28 protein-coding genes are annotated in these 25,492 nt (G+C 67.1%); 18 read left to right on the top strand and 10 right to left on the bottom strand.

What is annotated here, in order from left to right; genetic code table 11:
• Positions 1 to 223: 223 nt before the first annotated feature.
• Together N5C88_RS30490 and N5C88_RS30485 are read right to left on the bottom strand one after the other, a co-directional pair.
• Positions 224 to 1,276 carry a serine hydrolase gene (locus N5C88_RS30490; protein ID WP_280016852.1) on the bottom strand — a complete coding sequence of 351 codons (1,053 nt, stop codon included), beginning with the start codon at positions 1,274 to 1,276 and terminating at the stop codon, positions 224 to 226.
• Positions 1,277 to 1,300: 24 nt separating this feature from the next.
• A complete protein-coding gene (locus N5C88_RS30485; RefSeq protein WP_280016851.1) occupies positions 1,301 to 2,497 on the bottom strand; it encodes an aminotransferase class V-fold PLP-dependent enzyme in 1,197 nt (398 codons plus the stop codon).
• A 246-nt stretch (positions 2,498 to 2,743) separates the two neighbouring features.
• Between N5C88_RS30485 and N5C88_RS30480 the strand changes: the two genes are divergently transcribed.
• From N5C88_RS30480 to N5C88_RS30450, 7 genes are all read left to right on the top strand, one after another.
• Positions 2,744 to 3,454, top strand: coding sequence for a GntR family transcriptional regulator (locus N5C88_RS30480; RefSeq protein WP_059380144.1), 711 nt, complete (start codon positions 2,744 to 2,746; stop codon positions 3,452 to 3,454).
• 88 nt (positions 3,455 to 3,542) lie between these two features.
• Positions 3,543 to 5,114: an ABC transporter substrate-binding protein gene (locus tag N5C88_RS30475; protein WP_280016850.1), complete on the top strand. Its 1,572-nt coding sequence runs from the start codon at positions 3,543 to 3,545 to the stop codon at positions 5,112 to 5,114.
• A gap of 65 nt (positions 5,115 to 5,179) precedes the next feature.
• Positions 5,180 to 6,097 (top strand): ABC transporter permease, encoded by a 918-nt coding sequence (locus N5C88_RS30470; protein WP_054456461.1) that lies wholly within the window; start codon positions 5,180 to 5,182, stop codon positions 6,095 to 6,097.
• A gap of 1 nt (position 6,098) precedes the next feature.
• Complete coding sequence (locus N5C88_RS30465; RefSeq protein WP_280016849.1) at positions 6,099 to 7,007, top strand: ABC transporter permease; 909 nt, start codon at positions 6,099 to 6,101, stop codon at positions 7,005 to 7,007.
• A gap of 2 nt (positions 7,008 to 7,009) precedes the next feature.
• Complete coding sequence (locus N5C88_RS30460) at positions 7,010 to 7,999, top strand: ABC transporter ATP-binding protein (RefSeq protein WP_280016848.1); 990 nt, start codon at positions 7,010 to 7,012, stop codon at positions 7,997 to 7,999.
• Positions 7,996 to 8,967 carry an oligopeptide/dipeptide ABC transporter ATP-binding protein gene (locus tag N5C88_RS30455; protein WP_059380107.1) on the top strand — a complete coding sequence of 324 codons (972 nt, stop codon included), beginning with the start codon at positions 7,996 to 7,998 and terminating at the stop codon, positions 8,965 to 8,967. The genes N5C88_RS30460 and N5C88_RS30455 overlap by 4 nt, the downstream gene beginning before the upstream one ends.
• Positions 8,964 to 10,358, top strand: a complete 1,395-nt coding sequence (locus N5C88_RS30450; protein ID WP_118933933.1) for a M20 family metallopeptidase — start codon at positions 8,964 to 8,966, stop codon at positions 10,356 to 10,358. Before N5C88_RS30455 ends, N5C88_RS30450 begins: the two co-directional genes overlap by 4 nt.
• 47 nt (positions 10,359 to 10,405) lie before the next feature.
• Here N5C88_RS30450 and N5C88_RS30445 read toward each other — a convergent pair whose 3' ends face one another.
• On the bottom strand, positions 10,406 to 11,302 hold the full coding sequence (locus N5C88_RS30445; protein ID WP_280016847.1) for a LysR family transcriptional regulator: 897 nt from the start codon (positions 11,300 to 11,302) through the stop codon (positions 10,406 to 10,408).
• Between the two features lie 112 nt (positions 11,303 to 11,414).
• On the opposite strand from N5C88_RS30445, the gene N5C88_RS30440 reads away from it, so the two are divergent.
• Positions 11,415 to 11,810, top strand: a complete 396-nt coding sequence (locus N5C88_RS30440) for a hypothetical protein (RefSeq protein WP_280016846.1) — start codon at positions 11,415 to 11,417, stop codon at positions 11,808 to 11,810.
• Positions 11,811 to 11,880: 70 nt separating this feature from the next.
• On the opposite strand, the gene N5C88_RS30435 is transcribed toward N5C88_RS30440, so the two are convergent.
• Entirely contained in the window at positions 11,881 to 12,426 is a 546-nt protein-coding gene (locus tag N5C88_RS30435) for a TetR/AcrR family transcriptional regulator (protein ID WP_251879824.1), read from the bottom strand.
• 170 nt (positions 12,427 to 12,596) lie between these two features.
• Here N5C88_RS30435 and N5C88_RS30430 point away from each other — a divergent pair, with 170 nt between their 5' ends.
• From N5C88_RS30430 to N5C88_RS30420, 3 genes are all read left to right on the top strand, one after another.
• Positions 12,597 to 13,037 (top strand): carboxypeptidase regulatory-like domain-containing protein, encoded by a 441-nt coding sequence (locus N5C88_RS30430; protein WP_280016845.1) that lies wholly within the window; start codon positions 12,597 to 12,599, stop codon positions 13,035 to 13,037.
• 119 nt (positions 13,038 to 13,156) lie between these two features.
• Positions 13,157 to 13,732 carry a hypothetical protein gene (locus N5C88_RS30425; protein WP_059380113.1) on the top strand — a complete coding sequence of 192 codons (576 nt, stop codon included), beginning with the start codon at positions 13,157 to 13,159 and terminating at the stop codon, positions 13,730 to 13,732.
• Positions 13,733 to 13,861: 129 nt separating this feature from the next.
• On the top strand, positions 13,862 to 14,839 hold the full coding sequence (locus N5C88_RS30420; protein WP_280016844.1) for a tripartite tricarboxylate transporter substrate binding protein: 978 nt from the start codon (positions 13,862 to 13,864) through the stop codon (positions 14,837 to 14,839).
• A gap of 28 nt (positions 14,840 to 14,867) precedes the next feature.
• Here N5C88_RS30420 and N5C88_RS30415 read toward each other — a convergent pair whose 3' ends face one another.
• The 3 genes from N5C88_RS30415 to N5C88_RS30405 all read right to left on the bottom strand — a co-directional run bounded on the left by N5C88_RS30415 (position 14,868) and on the right by N5C88_RS30405 (position 16,063).
• Positions 14,868 to 15,185 (bottom strand): hypothetical protein, encoded by a 318-nt coding sequence (locus N5C88_RS30415; protein ID WP_059380115.1) that lies wholly within the window; start codon positions 15,183 to 15,185, stop codon positions 14,868 to 14,870.
• A complete protein-coding gene (locus N5C88_RS30410; protein ID WP_118933938.1) occupies positions 15,175 to 15,693 on the bottom strand; it encodes a DUF523 domain-containing protein in 519 nt (172 codons plus the stop codon). The genes N5C88_RS30415 and N5C88_RS30410 overlap by 11 nt, the downstream gene beginning before the upstream one ends.
• A gap of 103 nt (positions 15,694 to 15,796) precedes the next feature.
• Positions 15,797 to 16,063: a hypothetical protein gene (locus N5C88_RS30405; RefSeq protein ID WP_118933939.1), complete on the bottom strand. Its 267-nt coding sequence runs from the start codon at positions 16,061 to 16,063 to the stop codon at positions 15,797 to 15,799.
• A gap of 97 nt (positions 16,064 to 16,160) precedes the next feature.
• Between N5C88_RS30405 and N5C88_RS30400 the strand changes: the two genes are divergently transcribed.
• Complete coding sequence (locus tag N5C88_RS30400) at positions 16,161 to 16,955, top strand: helix-turn-helix transcriptional regulator (protein ID WP_280016843.1); 795 nt, start codon at positions 16,161 to 16,163, stop codon at positions 16,953 to 16,955.
• Between the two features lie 26 nt (positions 16,956 to 16,981).
• Here N5C88_RS30400 and N5C88_RS30395 read toward each other — a convergent pair whose 3' ends face one another.
• On the bottom strand, positions 16,982 to 18,736 hold the full coding sequence (locus N5C88_RS30395; protein WP_280016842.1) for an NYN domain-containing protein: 1,755 nt from the start codon (positions 18,734 to 18,736) through the stop codon (positions 16,982 to 16,984).
• A 101-nt stretch (positions 18,737 to 18,837) separates the two neighbouring features.
• Between N5C88_RS30395 and N5C88_RS30390 the strand changes: the two genes are divergently transcribed.
• The 3 genes from N5C88_RS30390 to N5C88_RS30380 all read left to right on the top strand — a co-directional run bounded on the left by N5C88_RS30390 (position 18,838) and on the right by N5C88_RS30380 (position 21,481).
• Complete coding sequence (locus N5C88_RS30390; RefSeq protein WP_280016841.1) at positions 18,838 to 19,407, top strand: GNAT family N-acetyltransferase; 570 nt, start codon at positions 18,838 to 18,840, stop codon at positions 19,405 to 19,407.
• A 221-nt stretch (positions 19,408 to 19,628) separates the two neighbouring features.
• The gene (locus N5C88_RS30385; RefSeq protein ID WP_059380121.1) at positions 19,629 to 20,519 is read left to right on the top strand and encodes a MotA/TolQ/ExbB proton channel family protein; all 891 of its coding nucleotides are present in this window, start codon (positions 19,629 to 19,631) and stop codon (positions 20,517 to 20,519) included.
• The gene (locus tag N5C88_RS30380; protein ID WP_280016840.1) at positions 20,516 to 21,481 is read left to right on the top strand and encodes an OmpA family protein; all 966 of its coding nucleotides are present in this window, start codon (positions 20,516 to 20,518) and stop codon (positions 21,479 to 21,481) included. Before N5C88_RS30385 ends, N5C88_RS30380 begins: the two co-directional genes overlap by 4 nt.
• 46 nt (positions 21,482 to 21,527) lie before the next feature.
• Here the strand turns inward: N5C88_RS30380 and N5C88_RS30375 are convergent, their stop codons facing one another.
• Positions 21,528 to 21,980: an Lrp/AsnC family transcriptional regulator gene (locus N5C88_RS30375; RefSeq protein WP_059380123.1), complete on the bottom strand. Its 453-nt coding sequence runs from the start codon at positions 21,978 to 21,980 to the stop codon at positions 21,528 to 21,530.
• 100 nt (positions 21,981 to 22,080) lie between these two features.
• On the opposite strand from N5C88_RS30375, the gene N5C88_RS30370 reads away from it, so the two are divergent.
• Positions 22,081 to 22,713 carry a LysE family translocator gene (locus N5C88_RS30370; protein WP_118933944.1) on the top strand — a complete coding sequence of 211 codons (633 nt, stop codon included), beginning with the start codon at positions 22,081 to 22,083 and terminating at the stop codon, positions 22,711 to 22,713.
• Positions 22,714 to 22,730: 17 nt separating this feature from the next.
• Here N5C88_RS30370 and sulP read toward each other — a convergent pair whose 3' ends face one another.
• Positions 22,731 to 24,467, bottom strand: a complete 1,737-nt coding sequence (gene sulP, locus N5C88_RS30365; protein WP_118933945.1) for a sulfate permease — start codon at positions 24,465 to 24,467, stop codon at positions 22,731 to 22,733.
• 158 nt (positions 24,468 to 24,625) lie between these two features.
• Between sulP and N5C88_RS30360 the strand changes: the two genes are divergently transcribed.
• Together N5C88_RS30360 and N5C88_RS30355 are read left to right on the top strand one after the other, a co-directional pair.
• Complete coding sequence (locus N5C88_RS30360) at positions 24,626 to 25,054, top strand: SgcJ/EcaC family oxidoreductase (protein WP_118933946.1); 429 nt, start codon at positions 24,626 to 24,628, stop codon at positions 25,052 to 25,054.
• A 115-nt stretch (positions 25,055 to 25,169) separates the two neighbouring features.
• Positions 25,170 to 25,492, top strand: a 323-nt coding sequence (locus N5C88_RS30355; protein ID WP_280016839.1) for a YciI family protein, incomplete at its 3' end; no start/stop codon positions are given.

Genomic DNA, 25,492 nt, shown 5'->3' with positions numbered 1-25,492 from the left:
CGCTTCGGATCCCTCCGCCCGGCCACCGGCTCAGGGCATCCGCCCATGAACGGGGAACAACCATCGCATCAGGCGAGAGTCAGCCGAGGCTGCCCGGAGCCATCCGAAGCGCAGCCCCACTGGGGCGAGCATCGGAATGGCGCAGGGTGGCCTCGGCGGTTCAGAACCCCGACATCCGCATGCTCGAAGCCCCTCGATATCCTCAAGCCAAGCCAACAACGATCTAAGCCCCAGCGTCCACAGCCTCCAGGATCTTGCCGAACAGCGCGTCGGCGTGGGCCGAGTTCAGCCAGCGCACAATCACCACCATCTGCCGTTCCGGCTCCACCCAGGTAAACGAGCTGCCCGCCCCCACGCCAAAGAAGCTGGAAGCCGGCACGCTGGGAAACACGCGGCCTTCATGGTTCAGCCAGATCAGATAGCCGTAATACAGCGCGATCGCGCATGGCGTGCGCATATCCCGGATCCATTCGCTGGACAGGATGCGGCGACCATTGGCCATGCCGTCGTTCAGCAGCATCTGGCCGATCAGCGCCTGATCGCGGGCGCTGATGGACATGCCGCCGCCCCAGTGCGAACCGCCAGGCACGGACGGCATGCGCTGGCCGTCGATCTCGACCCAGGCGTTGTCGTAGCCGACCCACTGCCAGTTCTCGCTGGCGCCGATGGGCCGCGTGACGGCCTCGCGGAAGACCTCGGGCAAGGGTTTGCGGAACAGGTGCAGCAGCGCATACGACAGCTGGTTGATGCGCACGTCGTTGTATTCCCAGTACGTGCCGGGACGCTGCAGAGGCCGAGCCTCGCCCTTTTTGCCGTCCGGCGGCACGCCGAAGGTGACAGCGCGGTAGCGGTCGGCCTGGTCCGATACGCCGAAGCGTTCGCCTTCCCATTCGCTGGTCTGCTGCAACAGATGGCGCCAGGTGATGTCGGCGTTCTGCCCTTCATCGAAGCCGATGCCCGGCACGCGCTTGCCCACCGGTTCATCCACGTCCGGCAGCAGGCCCCGGTCATGGGCCACGCCGGCCAGGATCGCCAGGTACAGCTTGGCCACGCTGAAGGTCAGGTCGGCGCGTTCGGGCTCGCCCCAGGACGCGATGGTCTCGCCGCGCACCGTGACCACGCCCGACACGGGACCGCGGTCGTGGATCGGGCCCAGCAGGCGGTTCCAAGGCGGCGGATCGTTCAGGTGTACGCCGAAGTTGCCCTTGACGCTGCGGTCCCAGGCGGATTCGTGGTCGTTGGCGAACTGGATCGCCTGCTGCATGAGTGTGTTCATCGTTTCCCTCGTTATGTGTGTGTCTCAGGCCGGGGCGTTTGCACGCGCCCCGGCCAGGAATTCCATTGCCGCCTGCACGCCGCCCGCGCGATGCGGTACGCCTGCCGCGGCCAGGCCCATTTCCACGCCGGCCAGCGTGCCGCACAGCGTCAGGTCGTTGAAGTGGCCCAGGTGGCCGATGCGGAACACGCGGTCGGCGAGCTTGCCCAGGCCCTGTCCCAGCGACATGTCGAAGCGTTCCAGCACCAGCTTGCGGAAGGCGTCGGCCCCATGGCCTTGCGGCATGATCACGGCGGTCAGCGCCGGGCTGTGCGCGGCCGGATCCAGGCTCAGCAGCTCCAGACCCCAACCTGCCAGGGCCAGGCGCGTGGCCTGGGCGTGGCGCTGGTGGCGCGCGAAGACTTGCGGCAAGCCTTCTTCGCGCAGCATGGCCAGGGCTTCATGCAGGCCGTAAAGCAGATTGGTCGACGGCGTGTACGGAAAGTAGCCGCGGGCGTTGGCGGTGAGCATCTCGCGCCAGTCCCAATAAGAACGCGGCAGCCGCGCCTCGTCGGCCGCGGCCAGGGCGCGCGCGCTGACGGCGTTGAAGGCCAGGCCTGGCGGCAGCATCAGCCCTTTCTGCGAGCCGGCCACGGTCACATCCACGCCCCATTCGTCGTGGCGGTAGTCGATGGAGCCCAGCGACGAAATCGTGTCCACCATCAGCAGCGCCGGATGCGCGGCGCCGTCGATCGCGGCGCGCACGGCCGCAATGTCGCTGGTCACGCCGGTGGAGGTTTCGTTGTGCACCACGCACACGGCCTTGATCTTGCGCCCCTGGTCGTCGGCCAGGCGGGCGGCGATGGCGGCCGCGTCCACCGGGTGGCGCCAGTCGCCTTCCAGGAAGTCCACCTCCAGGCCCAGCCGCCCTGCCAGCTTGCGCCACAGGCTGGCGAAATGGCCGGTCTCGACCATCAGCACGCGGTCGCCGGGCGACAAGGTGTTGACCAGCGCGGCTTCCCAGGCGCCGGTGCCGGACGACGGAAAGATCACCACCGGCGACTGCGTCTGGAACACCTGCTTGACGCCTTCCAGCACCGCCAGGCCCAACGCCCCGAACTCGGGTCCGCGATGGTCGATGGTGGGCTGGTCGATGGCGCGCAGCACGCGGTCGGGCACGTTGGTCGGCCCCGGAATCTGCAGGAAATGCCGGCCGGACGGATGACTGTTCAGGGTAAGCATGCGTAGTCCCAAAGTGGAATATTTTTGTATACCAATGAAAAGCGCAGGGCAGACAAGCAGGGCTTGCCCAACGCGCGGACTTGCGGCATGCGTCACTCTATCCCATTGTTTTTGCGTTAATAACCTAGGGTATACACCCATCAGGCGATACCGAAAGACGGGTTTATAGTCTCGCAAAACACGGGGAATTTTTGTATACCAATGAGCAGCGTTTCCAGCCTGATGCCTGATTCCGGCGCCGCCAGCGTGGCCGCCGAAACCGCCCCGCCGTCCGCGGCCCGCGGCATGGGCAACGGCCGCACGCTGCCGGCCACGGTGGCCGGGCAACTGCGCGAACGCATCATCCAGGGCGAATTTCCGCCCGGCACGCGGCTGAACGAACGCACCCTGTGCGACCTGCTGGGCGTGTCCCGCACGCCCTTGCGCGAAGCCTTCCGCGTGCTGGCCGCCGAAGGCCTGGTACAGATCGAGCCGAACCGCGGCGCGCAAGTGGTGGCGCTGTCGGAGGCCAACATCCGCGAAGCCTTCGAGGTCATCGGCGGGCTGGAGGCCATGTCCTGCCGGCTGGCCTGCGAACGGGCCACGGCCACCGAGATCGCCGAGATCCGCGCGCTAACCTACGAAATGATGGCCAGCCACGCGCGCCACGACCTGCCCACCTATTTCCGCACCAATCGCGAGATCCACGAACGCATCAGCCTGGCCGCGCACAACAGCCTGCTCAAGCAGCTGTACGACGCGCAGAACGCGCGCATCCAGAACCTGCGTTTCGTCTCGAACGAAAACCGCCAGAAATGGGATCTGGCGATGCGCGAGCACATCGAGATGGCCGAGGCCCTGGACGCGCGCGACGCGGACCGGCTGGCCGGCATCATGCGCCAGCACTTGCAGCGCAAGTGCGAGGCCGCGTTGAAGACCCTTACCCAGCCGCCCGCGGCGGCGGCCGATTCCGGCTGACCCGCCGCAGGCAGCGCAGCGGGCCGCGCCGCCCGCGACAAGATGGCAGATAAGCAGTACGTGCAGTGACTTCCACAGGAGCCTCACCATGACTGATTTCCGCGTCACCCCCGCAGCATCCGCGCCGACCTGGCGCAGCCCTCTCCCCCTCAAGGCCCTGGTTGCCGCCCTGCTGGCCTGCGCCACGCTGGCGGCCCAGCCGGCGCTGGCCGGCAAGAAGGACGACACCTTGCGCATGGCCTACGACCAGGCGCCGGAAAGCGTGGACCCCTATTACAACAACGTGCGGATCGGCGTCATCATCGCCGCCAACGTCTGGGACACCCTGCTCTACCGCGACCCGGTCACCAACGAGTACAAGGGGCAGCTCGCCAAGAGCTGGAAGCAGGTCGACGACAAGACCATGGAATTCGAACTGCGCGAAGGCGTCAAATTCCATAACGGCGAGGAGTTCGATGCGGACTCGGTGGTTTACACGCTGAACTATGTGGCGGATCCGAAGAACAAGGCCGTGACGCAGCAGAACGTGGCCTGGATCGACAAGGTCGAGAAGATCGACAAGTACAAGGTGCGCCTGATCACCAAGGAACCCTTCCCCGGCGCCAAGGAATACCTGTCCACCACCGCCGCCATCCATCCGGCCAAGTACTACCAGGAAGTCGGCCCCAAGGGCATGAACGCCAAGCCGGTGGGCTCCGGTCCCTACAAGGTGGTGGATTACCAGCCGGGCAAGTCCATCACGCTGGAACGCAATGCCGATTACTTCAAGGATTCGCCGAAGGCCCAGCCCAAGATCGGCAAGGTGGTGATCCGCTTCATCCCCGACCGCCAGACGCAGATGGCCGAGGTCATCTCGGGCGGCGAGGACCTGATCATGAGCGTGCCCAAGGACCAGGCCGAACAGCTGGGCGGCATGCCCTCGCTGCAGATGGTCACCGGCAACACCATGCGCATCGTGTTCATGCAGATGAACATCCAGGAAGGCACGCCGGCCCCGCAGCTCAAGGACGAACGCGTACGCCGCGCCATCATCCACGCCATCGACCGCGAATCCATGTTGAAGAACATCGTGGGCGAAGGCGGCGGCCTCATCAACACCATCTGCACGCCTTCGCAGACGGGCTGCACGCAGGAAGGCGCGCCGGTCTACAAGTACGATCCGGCCCAGGCCAAGAAGCTGCTGGCGGAAGCCGGCTACCCCAATGGCTTCGACATCGACCTGGTGGCCTACCGCGAGCGCAACCAGACCGAAGCCATCATCAACTACCTGCAGGCGGTCGGCATCCGCGCCAAGCTCAACTTCCTGCAGTACGCCGCCATGCGCGACATGATCCGCGCCAACAAGGCCTCGCTCACGCACCAGACCTGGGGCTCCAACCTGGTCAACGACGTGTCCGCGTCCACGCCGGTGTACTTCGCCTTCGGCAACGACGACGTCACCCGCGACGCGCAGGTGCGCGACCTGCTCACCAAGGGCGACCGCACCATCGACAGCGCCGCGCGCAACGCCGCCTACAAGCAGGCGCTGGACCTGATCGCGCAGAAGGCCTACGCGGTGCCGCTGTGGACCCTGCCCGCCTACTACGTGGCCACCAAGGACGTGAACTTCAAGCCCTATTCGGATGAACTGGTGCGCTTCTGGGACATGAGCTGGAAGTAAGGCACGGCCCCGCGCCGGCCCGGCATCGCGCCGGGCCGGCGTGAGTCCAACGAAGAGGAAGCCCTATGCTGTATTTCACGATCAGGCGCCTGGGCCTGGCGGTGCTGGTGGCGCTGACGGTTTCGATCCTGGCGTTCCTGCTGCTGCACCTGTCCGGCGACCCGGCGCTGGCCCTGGCCGGCGAAGGCGCGCGCCAGGCCGACATCGACATGATCCGCAAGACCTACGGCCTGGACCGGCCGCTGGCGGTGCAGTACGCGGACTGGCTCTGGCATATCCTGCAGGGCGACTTCGGCACCTCGGTGTATTTCAAGACCGAGGCCGGGCCGCTGATCCTCTCCAAGCTCAAGACCACCCTGCTGCTGGGCCTGGGCGCGCTGGCCTTCGCGCTCCTGATCTCGATTCCGCTGGGCGTGCTGGCGGCGCTGTACAAGGGCAGCCTGATCGACCGCATCTGCCTGGCCATCGCCGTGCTGGGACAGGCGCTGCCCAACTTCTTCTTCGCGCTGATCCTGATCATGCTGTTCTCGATCTCGCTGCGCATCCTGCCGGTGTCGGGCAGCGGCAGCTGGCAGCATTTCGTGATGCCGGCGATCGCGCTGGGGTACTACGTGGCCCCTGCCTTCATGCGCCTGATCCGCGCCGGCATGATCGAAGTCCTGGCCGCCGACTACATCCGCACCGCCCGCGCCAAGGGTCTGCCGGCGCGCAAGATCGTCTTCAAGCATGCGCTGCGCAACGCCATCGTGCCGGTGGTGGCGCTGGCGGCGGTGCAGCTGGGCTACCTGCTGGGCGGCTCGGTCGTCATCGAGACCATTTTCGCGCTGGACGGGCTGGGCTACCTGGCCTACCAGAGCATCACCTACAAGGACTATCCCGTGATGCAGCTCATCGTGCTGCTGCTGTCGGTGCTGTACGTGCTGCTGACCCTGGCCGCCGATATCGCCAACGCGTGGCTGGACCCGCGCATCCGGGTGTCCTGACATGAACTCGCCTACCCTTACCCCCGCTACCGGCGCCCCCGCGCCGCTGGAACTGTCCGCGTCCGCCCTGCGCTGGCGGAGGCTGCGGCGCAACAAGGCGCTGCTGGCCGGCGGCGGCATCCTGCTCGTCATCGTACTGATCGCGTTGTTCGCGCCCTGGATCTCGCCGCATGATCCCTATTATCAGGACCTGGCCTACCGCACCGCGCCGCCGGTCTGGTACGCCAAGGGCACCTGGCTGCATCCGCTGGGCACCGACCAGCTGGGCCGCGACTATATGTCGCGCCTGTTCTACGGCGCCCGCATCTCGCTCTTGATCGGCATCAGCGTGGCGCTGATCTCGGGCCTGATCGGCACGGCCATGGGCATGGCGGCCGGCTACTTCGGCGGCAAGGTCGACATGGCGGTGTCGTTCCTGATCACCACCCGTTTGTCCATGCCCGTGATCCTGGTGGCGCTGGCCACCGTCGCCATCGTCGGCGGCTCGCTCTGGGTGGTGATCCTGGTCCTGGGGCTGCTCAAGTGGGACCGCTACGCGGTGGTGATGCGCAGCGCCACCCAGCAGGTGCGCTCGCTGGAATACGTGGCCGCGGCGCAGGCGGCGGGCGCGTCCACCTGGCGCATCGTCTGGGGCGAAGTGTTGCCCAACGTGGTGCCGCAGCTGATCGTGATCGCCACGCTGGAAGCCGCCAGCGCCATCCTGCTGGAAGCCTCCCTGTCCTTCCTGGGCCTGGGCGTGCAGCCGCCGCTGCCGTCGTGGGGCCTGATGATCTCGGAGGCCAAGGCCTATATGTTCTTCTCGTTCTGGCTGATCGCCATCCCCGGGTCGGCGCTGGCCTTGCTGATCTTCGCGATCAACCTGGCCGGCGACGGGCTGCATCAACTCCTGACGCCTGAAGAGAGGGCCTGAGCATGAGCGACACCGACATCGTGCTGGATGTGCAGGGCCTGACCGTCGACATCGCCACGCCGCGCGGCCCGCTGCATGCGGTGCGCGACGTATCCTTCCAGGTCCGGCGCGGCGAAACGCTGTGCCTGGTGGGGGAATCCGGCTGCGGCAAGTCCATGACCTCGCTGGCCATCATGGGGCTCTTGCCCAAGGCTGCCCGCCGCAGCACGCGCCGGCTGGCGGTGCTGGGCGAAGACCTCTCGAACGCACGCGGCGGCCGCATCAACGCCTTGCGCGGCAGCAAGATGGCGATGATCTTCCAGGAACCCATGACGGCGCTGAATCCCGCCTACGCCATCGGCGAGCAGCTGACCGAGCATTACATCCACCACTGCAAGGCCGGCGCGCGCCAGGCGCGCGACCGCGCGGTGGAACTGCTGGAGAAGGTCGGCATCGCCTCGGCGGCGCAGCGCCTGTCGCAGTATCCGCACCAGTTGTCGGGCGGCCTGCGCCAACGCGTGATGATCGCCATGGCGCTGATGTGCGGACCGGAACTGCTGATCGCCGACGAGCCCAGCACCGCGCTGGACGTCACCATCCAGGCGCAGATCCTGCGCCTGCTGGCCGACCTGCAGGCCGAGCTGGGCATCGCCATGGTGCTGATCACCCACGACCTGGGCGTGGTGGCGCGCATCGCGCGCCAGGTGGCGGTGATGTACGCGGGCCAGATCGTGGAAGAAGGACCGGTGGCGGAACTGTTCGCCTCGCCGCGTCATCCCTACACCCAGGGGCTCCTCGGCTGTATCCCCGTACCCGGTCGCACGCCGCCCGGCGAGGCGCTGGGCACCATACCCGGCGTCGTGCCCGCGCTGGTGGGCGAGCTGCAAGGCTGCGCCTTCCGCGACCGCTGCCCGCACGCCCAGCCGCAATGCCGCCATGAGGTGCCCGTGCATGGCGCCGTCTCGGGCCAGCAATGGCGCTGCATCCTCGAATCCGAAGGAGTCCCGGCATGAGCCCCTTGCTGCAAGCCGAGGCCGTCAGCAGGCAATTCTCGATCCGGTCGGGCATGTTCCGGCCGCGCAGCACGCTGCACGCCGTCAATGGCGTGGACCTGGCGGTGGAGCGCGGCGCGGTGCTGGGCATCGTGGGCGAATCCGGCTGCGGCAAATCCACGCTGGCGCGCATGCTGCTGGGGCTGACGCCGCCCACCGAAGGCGCGATCCGGCTCGACGGCCAGGACATCCGCAGCCTGGGCCGGCGCGCGCTCGCCCGCCGCGTCCAGCCTATCTTCCAGGATCCGTATTCTTCGCTCAATCCGCGCCGCTCCATCGCTTCCATCGTGTCGCTGCCGCTGGAAGTGCACGGCATCGCCAATCCGAAGCAACACAAGGCCATCGAAATGCTGGAGCGCGTGGGCCTGCCGCCGCGGCTGGCCCACAACACGCCGGGCCAGTTGTCCGGCGGGCAGCGCCAGCGCGTGGCGATTGCGCGGGCGCTGGTGATGCATCCCGAGATCGTCATCTGCGACGAGCCGACCTCGGCGCTGGACGTGTCGGTGCAAGCGCAGATCATGAACCTGCTGATGGACCTGCGGCGCGAGTTCAATCTGACCTATGTCTTCATCAGCCACAACCTGGCGGTGGTGGAGCACATCGCCACCCAGGTGGCGGTGATGTACCTGGGCCGGGTGGTGGAATCCGCCGCCACCGCGCAGCTGTTCCATGATCCGCGCCATCCCTACACGCAGGCGCTGCTGGCCTCGGTGCTGACGCCCGAACCCGGCCTGGGCATACCCGACATGGGCCTGGGCCTGTCGTTCCCGGACCCGCTGCGTCCGCCCCCGGGCTGCCCGTTCCATCCCCGCTGCCAGCAAGCCATGGCGCAATGCAAGACCGAGCGCCCGGCATTGGTCCGGCGCGAACAATCCGTGGTGGCCTGCCACCTCTATCCCCCTACCTCCAACGGAGCCCAGCCATCATGACCCGCGCACAAGCCATCGCCCAGGCGGAACAGTGTTTTGATTCCGGCGCCTTCCGCGCGCTCTTGGCTCGCCGCCTGGCCCAGCCCACCGAGAGCCAGAACCCCGCGCGCGCGCCCGAACTCGCCGCCTACCTGGAAGCCGAGATCCGGCCCGCCTTCGAGGCCCTGGGCTTCACCTGCCGCACGCTGACGCACCCCAAGGCGCTGGCGCCGTTCCTGTATGCCGAGCGCATCGAGGACCCCGCCCTGCCCACCGTATTGGGCTACGGCCATGGGGACGTCATCCGCGGCCTGGAAAAGGAATGGAAGGAAGGCCTGTCGCCCTGGGCGCTGACCGAGTCCGAGGGCCGCTGGTATGGCCGCGGCATCGCCGACAACAAGGGTCAGCACAGCATCAACATGGAGGCGCTGCGCCTGGTGCTGGAAACGCGCGGCAAGCTGGGCTTCAACGCCAAGTACCTGATCGAGATGGGTGAGGAAACCGGCTCCATGGGCCTGCGCGACCTGTGCGAGGAGCATCGCGCAATGCTGGCGGCGGACCTGCTCATCGCCTCCGACGGCCCGCGGCTGAGCGCCGAACGCCCAACCATCTTCCTCGGCGCGCGCGGCAGCCTGAACTTCGACCTGAGCATCGAGGCCCGCGCGGGCGGACATCATTCGGGCAACTGGGGCGGCCTGATCTCCAACCCGGGCATCCAGCTGGCCCATGCCATCTCCTCCCTGGTTTCGCCCTCCGGCCAGATCCGCATCCCGGAATGGGTGCCGCGTGAACTGCCCGACGCCGTGCGGCGCGCCCTGGCCGATTGCCAGGTGGACGGCGGCGCCGACGGCCCGGAGATCGAGCCCTGGTGGGGCGAGCCGGGCCTGTCGCCGGCCGAACGCGTGTTCGGCTGGTGCTCGTTCGAGGTGCTGGCGTACAAGACCGGCAATCCCGACACGCCCGTCAACGCCATTCCGCCGCGCGCCTGGGCGCGCTGCCAATTGCGCTTCGTGGTGGGCGTGGATCCGGACGACCTGGTCCCCGCCCTACGCCGCCACCTGGACCGCCAGGGCTTTCCCATGGTCCAGATCACGCTGACGCGCGAGAACATGTTCCGCGCCACCCGCATCGACCCCGACGACGCCTGGGTGCGCTGGGCGGTGGATTCGCTGGAGCGCACCTCCGGCGCCAAGACCGCCGTGCTGCCCAACCTGGGCGGTTCCCTGCCCAACGACATCTTCACCGACGTGCTGGGCCTGCGCACGATCTGGGTGCCGCACTCCTATCCAGGCTGTTCCCAGCACGCGCCGAATGAACACTTGCCGCCGGCTTTGCTGCGGCAGGCGTTGAGCCTGATGACGGGACTGTATTGGGACTTGGGCGCGGGCGGCACGCCGGCATTGGAGCGCTGAGACGCGAGGCCACGGCCCGTTCGCATTCAAAGGACCATGCGCCGGCCTTAAGCCTTGCCGGACGGCCCCAGCCGCTCCCGCAGGAAATCGATGAAGCGCCGAACCTTGGCGCTGACGTGGCGAGTGTCGGGATAGACCGCGTAGACCTCCAGGCGCGGCAGCGCATACGAAGGCAGCAGGCGTTGCAGCGAGCCGCGCGCCAAAGGCTCTTCCAGCAGCCATTCCGGCAACGCGGCCACGCCGCATCCGGCCTCGGCGAACGCCAGGAGCGCCGAGGCGGTGTCGGCCTGCGCCACGGGCGCCACGCGCAGCTCGTGCTCGCGGCCCTTGCTGTCCGTCAGCCGCCAGCGATCGCTGCGGCCAGGGCGGTTGGCCAGCCAGGGCAACGCTGCCAGCGCCTGCGGCGTGCGCGGCGCGCCGTGCTGCGCCAACAGGTCCGGACTGGCCACGATCCACAGCTTGAACTGGCCGATGCGCGTGGCGCGGTAGCTGGAATCCTCCAACATCCCCACCCGTATGGCCAGGTCCAGACGCTCGGCGATCAGGTCCGCATGCGCCGACCCGGCGCGGTAATCCACCCGCAAGGCGGGATGCGCGCGCGCGAATGCCGCCAGCGCCGGCGCCACCACCCGGTTGCCGTAGTCCACCGACGCCGTCACCCGCAGGCTGCCCGACAAGGCCGTCTGGCCGGAACGCGCCTCGTCCACCGCCGCCTCGGCGTCGCGCAGCAGGCGCGCGCAGTGGCCGTAGAAGCCTTCGCCCGCTTCGGTCAACGCCAGCCGCCGGGTGCTGCGCGTCAGCAACGCCACGCCCAGTTCCTGTTCCAACTGCTTGACGTTGAAGCTGACCACCGCCTTGGTCGTGCCCAGCGCCTCGGCCGCCGCCGTAAAAGAACCGGCCTCGGCTACCGCCGCATACATTGCTAGACGATTCAGATTGATCATGGAAGGCCTGGATAGATTGTCAAAAAAACACGAACAGTATATCCATCGACAGGTCGTTTTTCGGGAACAACACGGCTCCTAGAATGGCGCACCCTTTCCATGGATCCTTCCCATGTCAGATCTTTCTTCCCATTGCCTGCGCCTGACTCTCGACGTCCATTCTCGTATCGAACAGTGGATAGGCTCGCCCGATGCTCCCGACGCGCAGTTGGCCAGCCTGCTCGAGGACTTTTCGCCCGGCTTCAGCATGATCGCGGCCGACGGCCAGCGCCTGCCCGCGGAGGCTTTGCCGGCCTTGTTCGGCAGGTTGCGAGGCGCCCGCCCCGGTCTGAAGATCGACATCGACGAGCTGGCCGTGCTGCACGCCGGCGCGGATTCGGTTTTACTGAGCTACCGTGAACGCCACGCCTGGAGCGCGGGCGCGACCCAGCGGCGGGCGACGGCGCTGTTTGCCGTCCAGCCCGCCGGCCAGCCGCAATGGATGTATCTGCAAGAAACCTGGGCTTGAGAGCCGGACGGGCGCGCCCGCGATTCAGGCCCGGACCGCAACCAGAGTCCGGCCAAAAAAAAGCCTCCGGCTAGGAGGCTTGTCGGAGTGGCTTTCGTATCCCGTCCAGCAGCAGGCTGGTGATGACTTCCGCCAGGGCCTGCTGCCCGGCCGCATCCGGCTCCTGCCGCGTGAACCGTTCGATGATGCCCATCATGGATTGGGCGTACCAGTCGGCCGGAATGTCCTCGCGGAGCAGGCCCACCTGCTGCTCGGCCCTCACGTTGTCGGCGATCATCGCCGCCAGCTCGTTCTTGAGCGCCTCGGCCTCGGCGGCCTGGAAGAAGCCGATGCGCGTCAGGTTCGGATCTTCCTGCAGAATGGCGAGCAGGCCGCTCACGCCCAGGCGGACGCGGCTATCCAATCCGGCGTCTTGCAGGCCGTCCGGCATGCGCGCCTGGCCGATGGCCTGGCGCAGGCGCTGCGCGAACAGGCCCACGAGTTCGTCGTAGGCCGCCTGTTTGCCGGCGAAGTATTGATAGAAGACAGGCTGGGTCACGCCGGCCCGGGCGACGATGTCGCTGATCCGGGTATGCTGAAATCCGCGTTCCGCGAATTCCGCCGCCGCGACCTCCAGAAGTTGAGCCCGTGTACGTTCACCCTTGGTGAGACGCTTGTCTTGCGGTAAAGAAGAGGGTCGTGCCGTAATCATCGCGAGAAAATACTACCCTTCCGCGCTTTTAGCCACTGGTTTTACCCACGGTTCCCACAACGGATACAACCATTGCAATGTCCTTCCCAAAGTGCTTGCCAACTATTGCGATCCTGGCGCTCGCCAGCCTGCTTTCGGGTTGCGTGCCCTACCCCGTGTACAAGACCATGCAGCCCGATGCCCGCGCCACCGTGCTGGACGAAAGCTCCCAGCCTCTGGCCGATGCGCGGGTGGTGTTGATCAGCAGCACCTTTCCCTATGGCCGAGAGCAGTTCCGCAATGAAACCCGCAGCGCGTCCGACGGCAGCGCCGCGTTCGAGGCCCTGAAGGAATGGCGCGCCGAATCGATGATGATCCACGGAGCGCAGGTGTACTTCTGGAACTGGTGCGTGGAGAAGACGGGCTACGAAACCTACATGACGCTGGACCGCGACGCGGCGTATTTCAACGACAAACCGCAGATCACGCTGCGCCCCGGCGAGTCGCGTTCCTGCAACAACTGGCCCGACCGCCAGGACCCGTCAGCCTCCCGCTGAAATCAGTTGAAATCTCCGTAGCGCTTGAGACACTTTATGGAAGCGGCCAGGCGGTAAAGTGGCAATATCGGTCCGAGTCTGGCGTTACGCTGGGCCCGAGGCGGATCAGGAGCAAGATCATGAAGCGGTTTTCTGGCCGGATGGCCATCGTCGCGGCGCTGGCATTGGCCGTGGCAAGCGCGCCTGCCATGGCTGGCGGACGTGGCGGCGGCTATTGGGGCGGCGGCCACGGCGGATATCACGGTGGCGGATACCACGGCGGATATCACAATTACCATGGCGGCGGCGGCAGTTCCGATGGCTGGTGGATAGGCGGCGCGTTCGCCCTGGCCACCATAGGCCTGCTGCTGGCGGCCGATTCCGGACCCTCGTACACCCAGGCCGGCGTCTATTCGTCGGGCGTGGGCTACACCAGCCCGCCGGTCTACGCGGCCCCCGTCTACAACGCGCCGGTGTACGAAGCGCAGCCCGTGTACAGCGCGCCCCAGCCCCAGTACGAGCCGGTGCAGTACGAATCCGTGCCGCCCGTCAACAGCGCGCAGGCCAGCGCCACCCTGGACTGCCAGCGCTGGGCCATGAACCAGAGCGGCTACGACCCGGCCACCATCACGCAATGGACCACCCAGGTCATGGTGGACTCCTACAACCGGGCGCTCGATTCCTGCATGACCAGCCGCGGCTACCGCGCGCACTGATACGGCATTCCGGGTATTCCCGCTTGTCCCGCCGCGCCGGCCTGCCCACACTGCATGCCGGCGCGCCTCATTGAAGGACCGTCGCCGCGTCCCGGCGGACAGGCCGCCGGGCATAGACAAGGGGAAAGCATGTTGGATTTCAAGCGGATCGCGGGGCTGTGCGCCATCGGCGCAGCCTGCGCGTTCTCTGCCGCCGCGCACGCGCAGGCCGACGCCCGGGCCCAGGCCATGACCATCGTCGTGCCCTATGGCGCGGGCGGCATCGTCGACAACACCGCGCGCGCCTTCGCGCAGAAGCTGGCGGCGGAACTGGGCCGGCCCGTGGTGGTCGAGAACCGCGGCGGCGCGGGCGGCATGATAGGCATGAACACGGTGGCGCGGGCCCACGACGAGAACACCTTGGCCTTTACCGCCGTCAGCCCCGTCACGCTGTCGCCGCATGTGATGAAGACGCTGTACGACCCCTTGAAGGATCTGGCGCCGGTGGCGTCCGTGATGTATTCGCCGGTCTATCTGGTCGGCGGCCCGAAGTTCACGGGCAAGACCTTCCAGGACATGCTGGCCCAGGCCAAGGCCGATCCCGGCGGCCTGTCGCTGGCGACGGCCGGCGTGGGGTCGCTGGGGCATTTGATGCTGGAGCAGATCAATGGCCAGACGGGCGTACGCATCACGCACGTGCCGTACAAGGGCATGGCGCAGATGGTGCCCGACGCTCTCGGCGGCCAGTTCACGCTGATGCTGGTGAATGCCTCAGGTCCGGTCAATGCGCTGATCGACGAAGGCAAGCTCACGCTGCTGGCGGTGGGTTCGCCCGCCCGGCTGCCGGGACGGCCCGGCACGCCCACGCTGGCCGAACTGGGCTACCCCATGGCCAACATGACATCCACTTTCGGGTTTTTCGCGCCGGCCAGCACCAGTCCGGATTTCCGTCAGCGCATGAACGGCCTGATCAACCGCATCGCCGCCATGCCGGACATCAACAAGCCGCTGACGGACGCGCTGAACATCATGTCGCCCGGCACGGTGGAGCAGTTCACGGCCCAGGTGCAGAAGGAATATGCCGATAACGGCCAGATCGTGAAGCAGGCCAACATCCGCAGCGAATGAGGGCGTGAGACAGGAAGCGGCTGGCGGCTCAGCGGCGCCAGCCGCGCCAGGCGCACAGCAGGCCGATGGCCAGCATGACGCCGGCGGGCAGGATCCAGACGAATCCCGAATCCGTGTAGACCACCTGCTCGACCGGGTCGTAGTAGCGGCCCAGCTCGTTGAAATCCCACTTCAGGTATTGCGCGTACCAGGCGTAGAAAAAGAGCGCGGACAGGGCCAGGCTTATGCCGGCGGCCGCACGCAGCAGGCCTTTGCTGCGGCCGGTGCGCACGGCCGCCTTCCAGGCCAGGACCGCGCAGCCTGCCACGGCCAGCAGCACCAGCAGGTCGCCCACGTCAGCGCCCATCCCAACGCCCATCCGCCGCCTCCAGGCCGGCCAGACAGGCCTGGGCCTCATCCCATTGCTTTTCACTGAAGACGCGCAGGCCGGCCCGGGCCAGCAGCTCGGCCGTCACGCCCACGCCGGGCTGCTTGCGGCCGGCGAAATGGCCGTCGTACACGTAGCCGCTTCCGCAAGAAGGACTGCCCTCCTTCAGTACCGCGATGCCGATGCCATGCTTGCGCGCGGCTTCCAGCGCCGCTTGCGCGCCGTGCACGAAGGGGGCGGTGACGTCCTCGCCCGACACCGCCATCACCCGGGCGCGGCCAGCCAACACGGCGGCGGCGTCCGAGTCTGGCTCGATCTCGGCGGGCGGGCGCGGAACCGGCATGCCGCCCGCCATTTCCGGACAGACCGCCACCACCCGGCCCTCGTCCCGCCAGCGGGCCAGCACGGCGTTGTCATGGGACACGCCGCGTCCGTCGTAGCGCACGGGGTTGCCCAACAGACAGGAACTGACCAGAACGTATTGCATGCGTAATCCGAGGCAATGAGCCGCTGCGCAGCGCGCGGCCCGTATCCAAAGCATGCATGATAGAGCACCGGACCTGGCTGCTGGTCGTCCGCATAGCCTGGGCTCAGCTTGCCGCCGCGCCCATTTCAAGCAACCACGCGCGCAGCGCAGGATCGCGCACTTGCAGCACCTCGAACAGTCCCAGCGCATTCAACGCCGGCAAGGCCTCCTGGATGTCCCTGCGCGCATCGGCCACGGCCTGGGCCGGCGCCTGCGGATCGAGGCAGACGCGGGCGTTGGCGAGAAAAGCCCCCACCGTTCCCTTGCGAACGGCCACGCCGTTGAACTGGCCCAGATCCCTGCCGTCGGGCAGGACGTCGCTTGCTTTCATGTTGTGCTCCTGTAGGTGTTCGAGACAGGAGTTACGATAGATGCGCCCGCGTGGCAAGTCTGCGCGGTTTTAGCCATTCAATACGGTGTTTCTGCCAATGGCACTGCCTGCCCCAAACGCTCCCCTGCTCGATCCCGGACGCACCCGCGCCGGCGGCGGCCCCAGGCTGATCGCCGTGCGCAGCCAGGACGGCGCGCTGCGCCATACCGCCATGCATCAGCACGCGCGGGGGCAGCTGTTGGGCGCCTATCAAGGCCTGCTGACGGTCTATGCGGGAGACCATCAATGGGTGGTGGCATCCCGACAGGCGGTCTGGATACCCCCCGACGTGCCGCACGGGCTGTACTCGCATGGTCCGTATGCCGGCTACAGCGCGTACTTGAGCCCGGCGGCGTGCGCGGGGCTGCCCGCCGCGCCCTGTGTGCTGCACGCCTCGGACTTGCTGCGGGCCGCCGTGGACCGCGCCGCATCCTGGAGCGACAGTGCGATCGACCCGGCGCGCAGCCGCGTGATCGAGGTGATCCGGGATGAGATCAGAACCCTGCCGAATGCCGGCCGGCCCCAGCTCCTGCCGCGCGACGCGCGGCTGCAGCGCTTGGCGCTTGCGCTATCGGACCAGCCTTCGGACCCCCGGACACAGGAAGAATGGGCCGCCGCCATCGGCATGTCGCCGCGCACGCTGGCGCGCCGTTACCTGGCGGAAACCGGTCTGACCCTGGGCGCCTGGCGGCAGCGCGCCCGTCTGATGCGGGCGCAGGAGATGCTGGCCGAAGGCGCGGCCGTGACCACAGTGGCCTTGGAGCTGGGCTATGACAACGTCAGCGCCTTCATTGCCATGTTCAAGCGCGAACTGGGCGCCACGCCGGGCCGTTACGGCGGCCCGGGCGGTTAAGTGCTGTCAGCCCTGAGGCCCGGGCTTCAGGATTCCTCGGCCGTCTTGCTGGCCCGGCGCGCGCGGGGAGCCGCCTTGCTGGCGGTCTTGGCGGCGCTCTTGCGGGCAGGCTTGGCGGGCGCTTCGGATGCCGCCGCCGCTGGCTCGGCCGCCGCCGCTGACGCGGTCTTGGAGGCGGTCTTGGAGGCGGTCTTGGCCGCGGTCTTCTTGGCGGCGGGACCGCTGCGGGTCGTGGCCCGCTTCGCAGCGGGCTTGTCGGCTGCGGGTTCTGCCGCCGCAGGCGTATCCGCGACCGGCTTGCCGGCCTTGGCCTCGTCCCTTGCGGCAATCCTGGCCATGCCGCCCTCGAACGGGTCGGACATCTTGGCAGGCGTCTTGCTCGCGGGCTGGCTGCGGTTTTCCGCGGCAGGCTGGGCAAAGGTCCATTCAGCGATGTTCACCGCCGGCAGCGGCTGACGCGCCTGCGGCAAGGGCTTGGGCATGGGCGGCAGGCGCGAGGGTTGGACGGGTTTCGATTCCTGCGCCCGAGCCAGGGCGTCGGCCCGCATGGCATCCAGCTTGGCGGCATCCGCTTGTTCGCCGGGTTGCCGGGCGGCGTCGGCCTGCGCGGCTGCCGGCGCTGTAGCGGACAATTGCGCGGCTGGCGCGCTTGGAGCCGGCGCCTTGGCCGGCGCTTCGGCCGAGGGTTGAGCAGAAGACATCACGGGCGAAACTTCGGAGGCTGCGGCAGCGCTCTCACCGCCGGCTTCCTGCTCGGCGACCTGGCCGGTTCCCCTGCCCTCGCCGCCCGATTTGCGCCCGCCACGCGATTTGCGGCCGGACCGGGAACGGGATTCTTCCTGAGCCGCTCCGACTGGCGCATCGCCGGTCTCAGCCGCCGCCGGCTGACGAGTCGAGGCAGAACGGGATCCGCCATCGACGGGGGCTCGGTTCACTGCCGGCGCGCCGCCTGCGCTGTCGCGGAACACATAGGTGCCGGCGTTTTCCTCGCGCCCGACTTCCAGCAGGCCGCGCGACTGCGCCTCGTCCAGCAGGTTGCCGAAGGCGCGAAAGCCGTAGTAGGACTCGTTGAAATCCGGGCGGCGGCGCTTGAGGGCGTCCTTCAGGGCGGACGCCCAGATCTTGCCGCTGTCGCCGCGTTCGGCCATGAGCGCCTCGAAGGTTTCCGCGACCATTTCCACGGCCTGGGTCTTGCGGGCCTCCAGCTCTTCCTTGCGGCGGCGTTCCTCGTCGGGCGTGCGGCGCTGCTGGCCCGCGGCGGCGCCGCCACGGTTGTCGCGGCGCGCGTCCGCCGCGCGCTGGCCTTCGCGCGCCAGGTCGTCATAGAAGATGAATTCATCGCAGTTGGCGATGAGCAAGTCCGAGGTGGACTGCTTCACGCCCACGCCGATCACTTTCTTGTTGTTCTCGCGCAGTTTGGACACCAGGGGCGAAAAATCGGAATCGCCGCTGATGATCACGAAAGTATTGACGTGGGACTTGGTGTAGCAGAAGTCCAGCGCGTCGACCACCAACCGGATGTCGGCGGAATTCTTGCCCGACTGGCGCACGTGCGGGATCTCGATAAGTTCGAAATTGGCCTCGTGCATGGGGGCCTTGAATTCCTTGTACCGCTCCCAGTCGCAATAGGCCTTCTTGACCACGATGCTGCCCTTGAGCAGCAGCCGTTCCAGCACCGGCCGGATATCGAACTTCTGGTACTTGGTGTCGCGTACGCCCAGCGCCACGTTCTCGAAATCACAGAAAAGCGCCATGCTGACGTTTTCGTTGGGGGTATTCATGTTTTTGCTCCAATGCTGCGGCGGCGCCGGGCGAGACGCCGCCAGATGACGCTCATGATATACATATATGCCGCCGGTACGCGGCGCCCACCCCAGCAGCCATGCCTGAAGCTCCGTTGTTTCCCCCTCTTGCCACCGACCGCCTGGTCCTGCAGCCCTTGGAAATCGGCGACGCCGAGGCCATCCAGCGCCTATTTCCGCAGTGGGAAGTGGTGCGCTACCTGGTCGACCAGGTGCCATGGCCCTACCCGCCCGACGGCGCTCGCAACTATCTGGAGCAAGTGGCGATCCCTGCGATGCGCCAGGGCAAGGAGTGGCATTGGTCCATCCGCACCCGTGAGAACCCCGGCAACCTGATCGGCATCGTCAGCCTGATGGACGATGATTCCTGGAACAACCGCGGTTTTTGGCTGGACCCCGCCCATCACGGCCTGGGCTACATGACCGAGGCCAGCGAAGCCGCCACCGCCTACTGGTTCGAGGTGCTGGGCAAGCCGCTGCTGCGCGCGCCCAAGGCCTCCGTCAACGCGGCTTCGCGCCGCATCTCGGAGCGCGGCGGCATGCGCCTGGTCACCACCGAAGAGCGCGGTTACGTCAGCGGACGGCTGCCCACGGAAATCTGGGAGATCACGCGCGAGGAATGGTTCGCCCACAAGCCTCGCCAGGGCTGATGCCGGGCCCGCGGGATGCCGGCGCCAGACGCCGGACGATTCCGCGTCCTATCCGCCCCCATTATTTCCGGGACGACGCGCGCCGCCCACCCGGTCCAAGCCGCCGCTTACCGCCCTTTTCGCCCCGTTTTCCGGCCGATTGACTCGGACCTGCCCTGGCTAGAATTCCCCGGAATCCGGCATTCCGCGTACGGGATGCCTATGTTTATCGGGCAAGATCCATGAATCCGTCTACCGTCATCGGCGCCGCCGTCGGCCTGCTTACCCTGGTTATCGTCGTGGCCCTGGCCGCCACCGACCCCGGCATGTACATCAACCTGCCGGGCCTGGCCATCGTGCTGGGCGGCACCGCGGCCGCCGTGTTCATCGCCTATCCGCTGCCGGAAGTGCTGCGCGTCTTCAAGCTGGTGCGCACCGTCTTTCGCAACGACCAGCACGACCAGCAGCGCGACATCGAGGAACTGGTGTCCATGGCCCAGCTGTGGATGAACACCGACGTCCGCAAGGTCGAGCAGGAACTCAAGAAGGTCAGCAACCCCTTCCTGCGCACCGGCGTGCAGCTGATCATCGACAACACACCCGAAGACCAGATCATCGAGCTGCTGCAATGGCGCGTGGCGCGGCTGCGCGCCCGCGAGCAGGCCGAGGCGCAGATGTTCCGCGTCATGGCCACCTTCGCCCCGGCCTTCGGCATGCTGGGCACGCTGGTGGGCCTGATCAACCTGATGTCGGTGCTGGGCGACGGCAGCATGCAGATGATCGGCCAGCAGCTGGCCATCGGCCTGATGACCACCTTCTACGGCATCCTGCTGGCCAACCTGGTCTGCAAGCCCATCGCGCTCAAGCTGGAACGCCGCACCGCAAGGCGCGTCGAATCCATGAACATGGTGCTGCAAGGCATCGCCATGATGTGCGAGAAGCGCGGCCCCGCGGTAGTGCGCGAAACCCTGAACTCCTTCGTCATGCACGTCGAAGACGAGATCTACGATGGCGGCGCGGACGCCAAGCCGCAGGCCGCGCAAGCCAAGGCGGAAGGTCAGATCAAACCCGCGGCCAAACCCGCCGCAGCCCAGCCCGTCTCCATCGCCCGTCCTGCCGCCGCGCGCCAATGAGCCTGATTTCCCCCACCCTGGCGCAGCGGATCGAGCAGGCCCGCCAGGCCCAGCTGCGCGCCGAGAAAGCGGCGGCCAACAGCGGCTGGCGTCCCAGCCAGAGCGACCGCAAGGACCGCTATGCCCGCTGGCACGTCGAGGAAACCGTCGAACAGGATTCCGAGAACTGGCTGCTCAGCTACCTGGACCTGATCACCCTGCTCCTGGCCATGCTGGTCGTGCTGCTGGCGCTCACGCGCCTGCATGGCGGCGCATTCGGCCAATCGGAACAGCCGGTGGAGCTGGTCGGCACGCTGGCGGCCAGCGGCCTGCCCACTTACGACGGCGAGTATTCCGAATTCGACGCCGTCCAGATTCCCGCAAGCTGGGCGCAGACCGAGACGCCGGCGGCCGCCGCCGCGACCACGCCGGCGCAGCCGGCCCAGGAAGGCGAGATCGTCGCCGACGCCGCCCCGCCGCTGCGCGCGCCCTCCAAGGAATCGCTGGGCCTGGGCGACCTGGGCAAATCGGTGGACGTGATCATCAACGAACAGTCGGTGAGCTTTCGCATCAGCAATGAACTGCTGTTTCCGTCCGGCCAGGCCACCCTCAGCCCCACCGGCCTGGACGTGATCAAGCGCCTGGCCGCCATCCTCAACAAGAACGACTACCAGGTCTCGGTCGAGGGCCACAGCGACCCGGTGCCCATCCAGACCCGGCAATTCGCGTCCAACTGGGAACTGTCCAGCAGCCGCGCCACCAGCGTGCTGCGCGAACTGGTCCGCGACGGCGTATCGGCCCAGCGCCTGCGCGCCGTTGGCTACGCCGAGACCCGTCCCATCGAGTCCAACGACACCCCGGCGGGCCGCGCGGCCAACCGGCGCGTGGAACTCATCATGGACATTGCGCCCGCGCAAAAGGCGGCGCAGGGCGCGGCGCCTGGCGCCGCGGCGGCCGCTCCCGCCTCCGCCACAAAATCCTGATCCGGGTCCAGGCCGCGCAGCCGCGCGGCCTGTCTCTCCGTCCGCCTCAGAGCGGCACAGGCCGGTTCCTCAGCACGTTCTTCATCACCAGCGTCGACCTCAACCGCAGCACGCTGGGCAACGCCGACAGCACGCGGTCATAGAGCGCCTGGAACGCCGGCAAGTCCTGGGTGACGACGTGCAGCATGTAGTCCGGGTCGCCGAACAGCCGCTGCGCCTGCACCACCTCGGGAATATCGGCCAGGGCGGCCTCGAACGCCGACACCCGGTCGCTGCTGCCTTCGCGCATGGTGACGAAGACGATGGCCGAAAAATTCAGCCCGACCGCGGCCAGATTGATGTTCGCGCCGTAGCCGCTGACGACGCCCGCCTCTTCCAGCGCCCGCAGCCGCCGATGACACGGAGACAGGCTCAAGCCGACCCGTTCCGCCAGGTCCGTGATGGAAATGCGGCCGTCTTCCTGTAGCTGCGCAAGAATTTTTCTATCCAGATCATCCATGAGGAAGATTCTACCCAGAACTTCAATTCTTGCGGTAGATGGAAGAAGCACTTCCCCCTGCTTCGCCGATAACATTCCCCGCCTGAGATTCATTTGGGGTATGCAGTTGGAAACCGGCAATCTGGTGGCGTTTTGGCTTGTTTCGCTTTCTTTGGTTGTCGTCCCGGGCGCGGATTGGGCCTATGCCATATCCGCCGGCTTGCGGGACAAGGCCGTCCTTCCCGCCGTGGCGGGGATGTTGACCGGCTATCTGATGATCACCATGGTGGTCGCGGCGGGCATAGGCGCCCTGGTGGCGAGCGAACCCGCGATCCTCACCGTCCTGACCCTGGTCGGCGCGGCGTATTTGCTTTGGCTGGGGGCCAACGTGCTGGCGCATCCTGCCGAGCCCAAGGCGGGCGATGCGCAGGCCGCGGGGCATTGGCTGGGCTGGGCCGCAAGAGGTTTCGCCGTCAGCGGCGTGAATCCCAAGGCCATCCTGCTATTCCTGGCCCTGCTGCCGCAATTCACCAGCCGCGACGGCGCCTGGCCGATATCCACGCAGATCACGGCGTTGGGGATCCTGCAGATCCTCAATTGCGCCGTCATCTATACCCTGGTGGGCCTGGGGTCGAAGGCGGTACTGCAATCGCGCCCGGTCGCCGCGCGCAGGGTCAGCCAGTTTTCGGGCCTGGCCATGATCGTCATTGCGCTGATCCTGTTCGGCGAACAGGCCGCGGTGTTGATGGCCTGACCCAAGCGAGGCGGGCCTTAATCTCCGGGATGCCTGCCGCCCGCGCTTTCCAGGTAGCTGTCCACCGCGCTCCCCACCGTGGGATGGAAACGGTCGTCGCCGAACACCTCCGTCAGTTCGAAGCGCTTGAGCTTGTCGCGCACGGGATCCTTCATTTCCGCAAAATGCAGCGCCGCGCCTTGCTGGGCCAGGCTGCGGCTTAGTTCACGCAGCATGTCCGCCGACGTGACGTCTACGCTGGTGACCGGCTCTGCAGCCACCACCACCCAGCGCACCGGCGTGGGCGAGGCCTCCACGGCTTCCATCAGGCGCTGCTGGAAGAGTTCGGCATTGGCGAAGAATAGCGGCGCATCCCAGCGGAACAGCACCAGGCCGTCGATCAGCGCGGCATTGGGATAGCGCTTCATGTCATGGTAGCCGCGTAGGTTGGGCACGCGGCCGAGCACCGCGAAGTGCGGCCGCCAGCCGTCCCACAGGAATTCGATCACGGCGATGACCACGGCCAGGCAGATGCCCGGAATGGCGCCGAACACGGCCACGCCCGCAAAGCACGCCATCGACAGCCAGAATTCCCATTGCTGGATGCGGTAAATGCGGCGCAGGTCCTTGAATTCAAAGAGGCCGATGGCCGCCGCGATCACCACGGCCGCCAGCGCGCTGTTGGGCAGATAGCGCAGCAGATTGGGCGCCGCGACCAGCAGTACCGCGACTGCTATCGCCCCCACCACGCCTGTCAGCTGCGTGCGCGAACCCGCCGCCTCGGCCACCGGCGTGCGCGAAGCGCTGCTGCTGATCGGAAAGCCCTGGAAGAAGCCCGCCGCCAGGTTGGCCACGCCCAGGCCCACCATTTCCTGGTTCGGATCGACCCGGGTGTTGGTGCGCGCGGCATAGGTGCGCGACAGCACGCTGGTGTCCGCGAAGGCGATCAGCGCCACCGCGCAACCGCCCAGCGCGATCTTGACCAGGTCCGCATGGCTGAGCCAGGGCAAGACGAACTTGGGCAGACCTTGCGGGATTTCGCCCAGCACCTTCACGCCTTGCGAGTCCAGGTGGAACAGGCTGACGGCCAGCGTCGCCAGGATCACGGCGATCAGGATGCCCGGCACGCGATCGTAGCGCTTGAGCAGCAGGATCAGCGCCAGGGTCGCCGCTCCCACGGCGAAGGTAAACCAGTTGGCCTCGCCCATGAATACCGCCCGCCCCAGCCGCCACAATTCGGTCAAGGGGCCGGCATCGTCTATCGATACCGCGAACAGCTTGGGCAACTGGCTGACCAGCACCGTCAGCGCGATGCCGTTCATGTAACCGTAGCGGATCGGCTTGGATAGCAGTTCGGTGATGAAGCCCAGCCGCAGCAGGCCCATCACGATGCAGAACACCCCGGCGACCAGGGCCATCAGGCTGGCCGCGGCCACCGCACGCATGGGGTCGCCTTCGGAAACGCTGAGCACCACCGCCAGGATGGGCGCGGCCAGGGCGGAGTCCGGACCCAGCACCAGGATACGGCTGGGGCCGAACAGCGCATAGGCCAATAGTGGAATGATGGTGGCATAAAGGCCGTAGACGCCTGGGACGCCGGACGCTTCGGCATAGGCGATGCCGACCGGCACCAGCATGGCCGTCAGCACCAGGCCGGCGGCCAGGTCCTTGGGCAGCCAGGCGGCCTGGTATGACCTGAGCACCGCCAGCCCGGGCAGCCAGCGCAGCCAGCCGGCGGCGGACACATCCTTGGAGGCGGGAGTATGGGATGCCATGGGACCTTCGCAATGTGAGCAGGCGCCGGCAGCGCGTATCAGGCTGCAAATCCGGTGGCGCCGATTCCATAGTCTGACGCATTATTCATGCTTGCGGCTATGCATGACGGCGCGAGGCACGGCGTCCTCTCTTTATACAGACACTGGCGACAACCCACATGACACAGATGCGGAATCCCGAGGACATTCCAGGCGCGTTCCAGGCGGCCTGGAACGACCACGACATGCAGGCGCTGGGCGCGCTGTTCCATGAGGACGCGACATTTGTGAACCGGTTCGGCCACTATGTGCGCGGCGTCGAGGAAATCGTCAAGATGCATGCCCCCATCCACTCCACCATCTATAGCGATTCCACGCTGGCGAACGAACTCGTCGACGTGACGCCGGTAGGCGGCGATGCGGCGATCGTGCACTTCTGGAGCCGCCTCTCGGCCGGCGCTGCCCATCCGGCGGGCGTGCATGCCGTCGACACGATGATTCTTGCCGTGCTGACGCGGCAGGCCGGCGCCTGGCGCATCCAGGCGCTGGAGAACGTCACGCTGGTGAATCCCCGCACGGGAGCGGCAGTGCTGCGGGACGATGGATAAGCCCCGTCTACCTCTGCTTACAAAGAACGCCGGGGCGTGTATTGCAAGATGGCACCGGCGCAACAAATAGCGGTAATCTGGCGAACCTTATCGGCAGTCCGTACTGGAAGATCCCATGTCCTATCTGCTTTTCATCGTCGAACCGGTGGGCCAGCGCGCCCAGCGCACGCCCGAAGAGGGCCGCGAAGCCTATGCGCAAATGCTGCGCTATGCGGAAGACCTGAGTTCGCGCGGCCTGTTGGCGCGCGCGGAATCCTTGAAGTCCGAGTCGGAAGCCGTGCGCCTGCGCATCCGCGACGGCGAACGTTCCCTGGTGGATGGCCCCTATGCCGAGGCCAAGGAAATGATAGGCGGCTTCTTCCTGCTGAACTGCGATAGCCGGGAAGAAGCGCTGGCGCTGGCGGCCGAGTGCCCGGCCGCGCAATGGGCCACGGTGGA

Origin of the sequence: Achromobacter sp. GD03932 (assembly GCF_029839485.1) — a bacterium.
Taxonomy (GTDB): Bacteria; Pseudomonadota; Gammaproteobacteria; order Burkholderiales; family Burkholderiaceae_B; genus Achromobacter; species Achromobacter bronchisepticus_A.
The sequence above is the reverse complement of the archived record's forward strand: the minus strand, read 5'-3'. Positions and strand labels throughout refer to the sequence as shown.

What these genes read in the sequence shown, in the direction of transcription:
- N5C88_RS30390 (WP_280016841.1), top strand. Translation starts at nt 18,838, where the DNA reads ATGCCTGAAGCTCCGTTGTTTCCCCCTCTTGCCACCGACCGCCTGGTC.
- N5C88_RS30410 (WP_118933938.1), bottom strand. Translation starts at nt 15,693, where the DNA reads ATGCAATACGTTCTGGTCAGTTCCTGTCTGTTGGGCAACCCCGTGCGC.
- N5C88_RS30465 (WP_280016849.1), top strand. Translation starts at nt 6,099, where the DNA reads ATGAACTCGCCTACCCTTACCCCCGCTACCGGCGCCCCCGCGCCGCTG.
- N5C88_RS30370 (WP_118933944.1), top strand. Translation starts at nt 22,081, where the DNA reads ATGCAGTTGGAAACCGGCAATCTGGTGGCGTTTTGGCTTGTTTCGCTT.
- N5C88_RS30380 (WP_280016840.1), top strand. Translation starts at nt 20,516, where the DNA reads ATGAGCCTGATTTCCCCCACCCTGGCGCAGCGGATCGAGCAGGCCCGC.
- N5C88_RS30455 (WP_059380107.1), top strand. Translation starts at nt 7,996, where the DNA reads ATGAGCCCCTTGCTGCAAGCCGAGGCCGTCAGCAGGCAATTCTCGATC.
- N5C88_RS30375 (WP_059380123.1), bottom strand. Translation starts at nt 21,980, where the DNA reads ATGGATGATCTGGATAGAAAAATTCTTGCGCAGCTACAGGAAGACGGC.
- N5C88_RS30385 (WP_059380121.1), top strand. Translation starts at nt 19,629, where the DNA reads ATGAATCCGTCTACCGTCATCGGCGCCGCCGTCGGCCTGCTTACCCTG.
- N5C88_RS30440 (WP_280016846.1), top strand. Translation starts at nt 11,415, where the DNA reads ATGTCAGATCTTTCTTCCCATTGCCTGCGCCTGACTCTCGACGTCCAT.
- N5C88_RS30360 (WP_118933946.1), top strand. Translation starts at nt 24,626, where the DNA reads ATGACACAGATGCGGAATCCCGAGGACATTCCAGGCGCGTTCCAGGCG.
- N5C88_RS30485 (WP_280016851.1), bottom strand. Translation starts at nt 2,497, where the DNA reads ATGCTTACCCTGAACAGTCATCCGTCCGGCCGGCATTTCCTGCAGATT.
- N5C88_RS30400 (WP_280016843.1), top strand. Translation starts at nt 16,161, where the DNA reads ATGGCACTGCCTGCCCCAAACGCTCCCCTGCTCGATCCCGGACGCACC.
- N5C88_RS30415 (WP_059380115.1), bottom strand. Translation starts at nt 15,185, where the DNA reads ATGGGCGCTGACGTGGGCGACCTGCTGGTGCTGCTGGCCGTGGCAGGC.
- sulP (WP_118933945.1), bottom strand. Translation starts at nt 24,467, where the DNA reads ATGGCATCCCATACTCCCGCCTCCAAGGATGTGTCCGCCGCCGGCTGG.
- N5C88_RS30470 (WP_054456461.1), top strand. Translation starts at nt 5,180, where the DNA reads ATGCTGTATTTCACGATCAGGCGCCTGGGCCTGGCGGTGCTGGTGGCG.
- N5C88_RS30460 (WP_280016848.1), top strand. Translation starts at nt 7,010, where the DNA reads ATGAGCGACACCGACATCGTGCTGGATGTGCAGGGCCTGACCGTCGAC.
- N5C88_RS30450 (WP_118933933.1), top strand. Translation starts at nt 8,964, where the DNA reads ATGACCCGCGCACAAGCCATCGCCCAGGCGGAACAGTGTTTTGATTCC.
- N5C88_RS30445 (WP_280016847.1), bottom strand. Translation starts at nt 11,302, where the DNA reads ATGATCAATCTGAATCGTCTAGCAATGTATGCGGCGGTAGCCGAGGCC.
- N5C88_RS30420 (WP_280016844.1), top strand. Translation starts at nt 13,862, where the DNA reads ATGTTGGATTTCAAGCGGATCGCGGGGCTGTGCGCCATCGGCGCAGCC.
- N5C88_RS30395 (WP_280016842.1), bottom strand. Translation starts at nt 18,736, where the DNA reads ATGAATACCCCCAACGAAAACGTCAGCATGGCGCTTTTCTGTGATTTC.
- N5C88_RS30490 (WP_280016852.1), bottom strand. Translation starts at nt 1,276, where the DNA reads ATGAACACACTCATGCAGCAGGCGATCCAGTTCGCCAACGACCACGAA.
- N5C88_RS30475 (WP_280016850.1), top strand. Translation starts at nt 3,543, where the DNA reads ATGACTGATTTCCGCGTCACCCCCGCAGCATCCGCGCCGACCTGGCGC.
- N5C88_RS30425 (WP_059380113.1), top strand. Translation starts at nt 13,157, where the DNA reads ATGAAGCGGTTTTCTGGCCGGATGGCCATCGTCGCGGCGCTGGCATTG.
- N5C88_RS30405 (WP_118933939.1), bottom strand. Translation starts at nt 16,063, where the DNA reads ATGAAAGCAAGCGACGTCCTGCCCGACGGCAGGGATCTGGGCCAGTTC.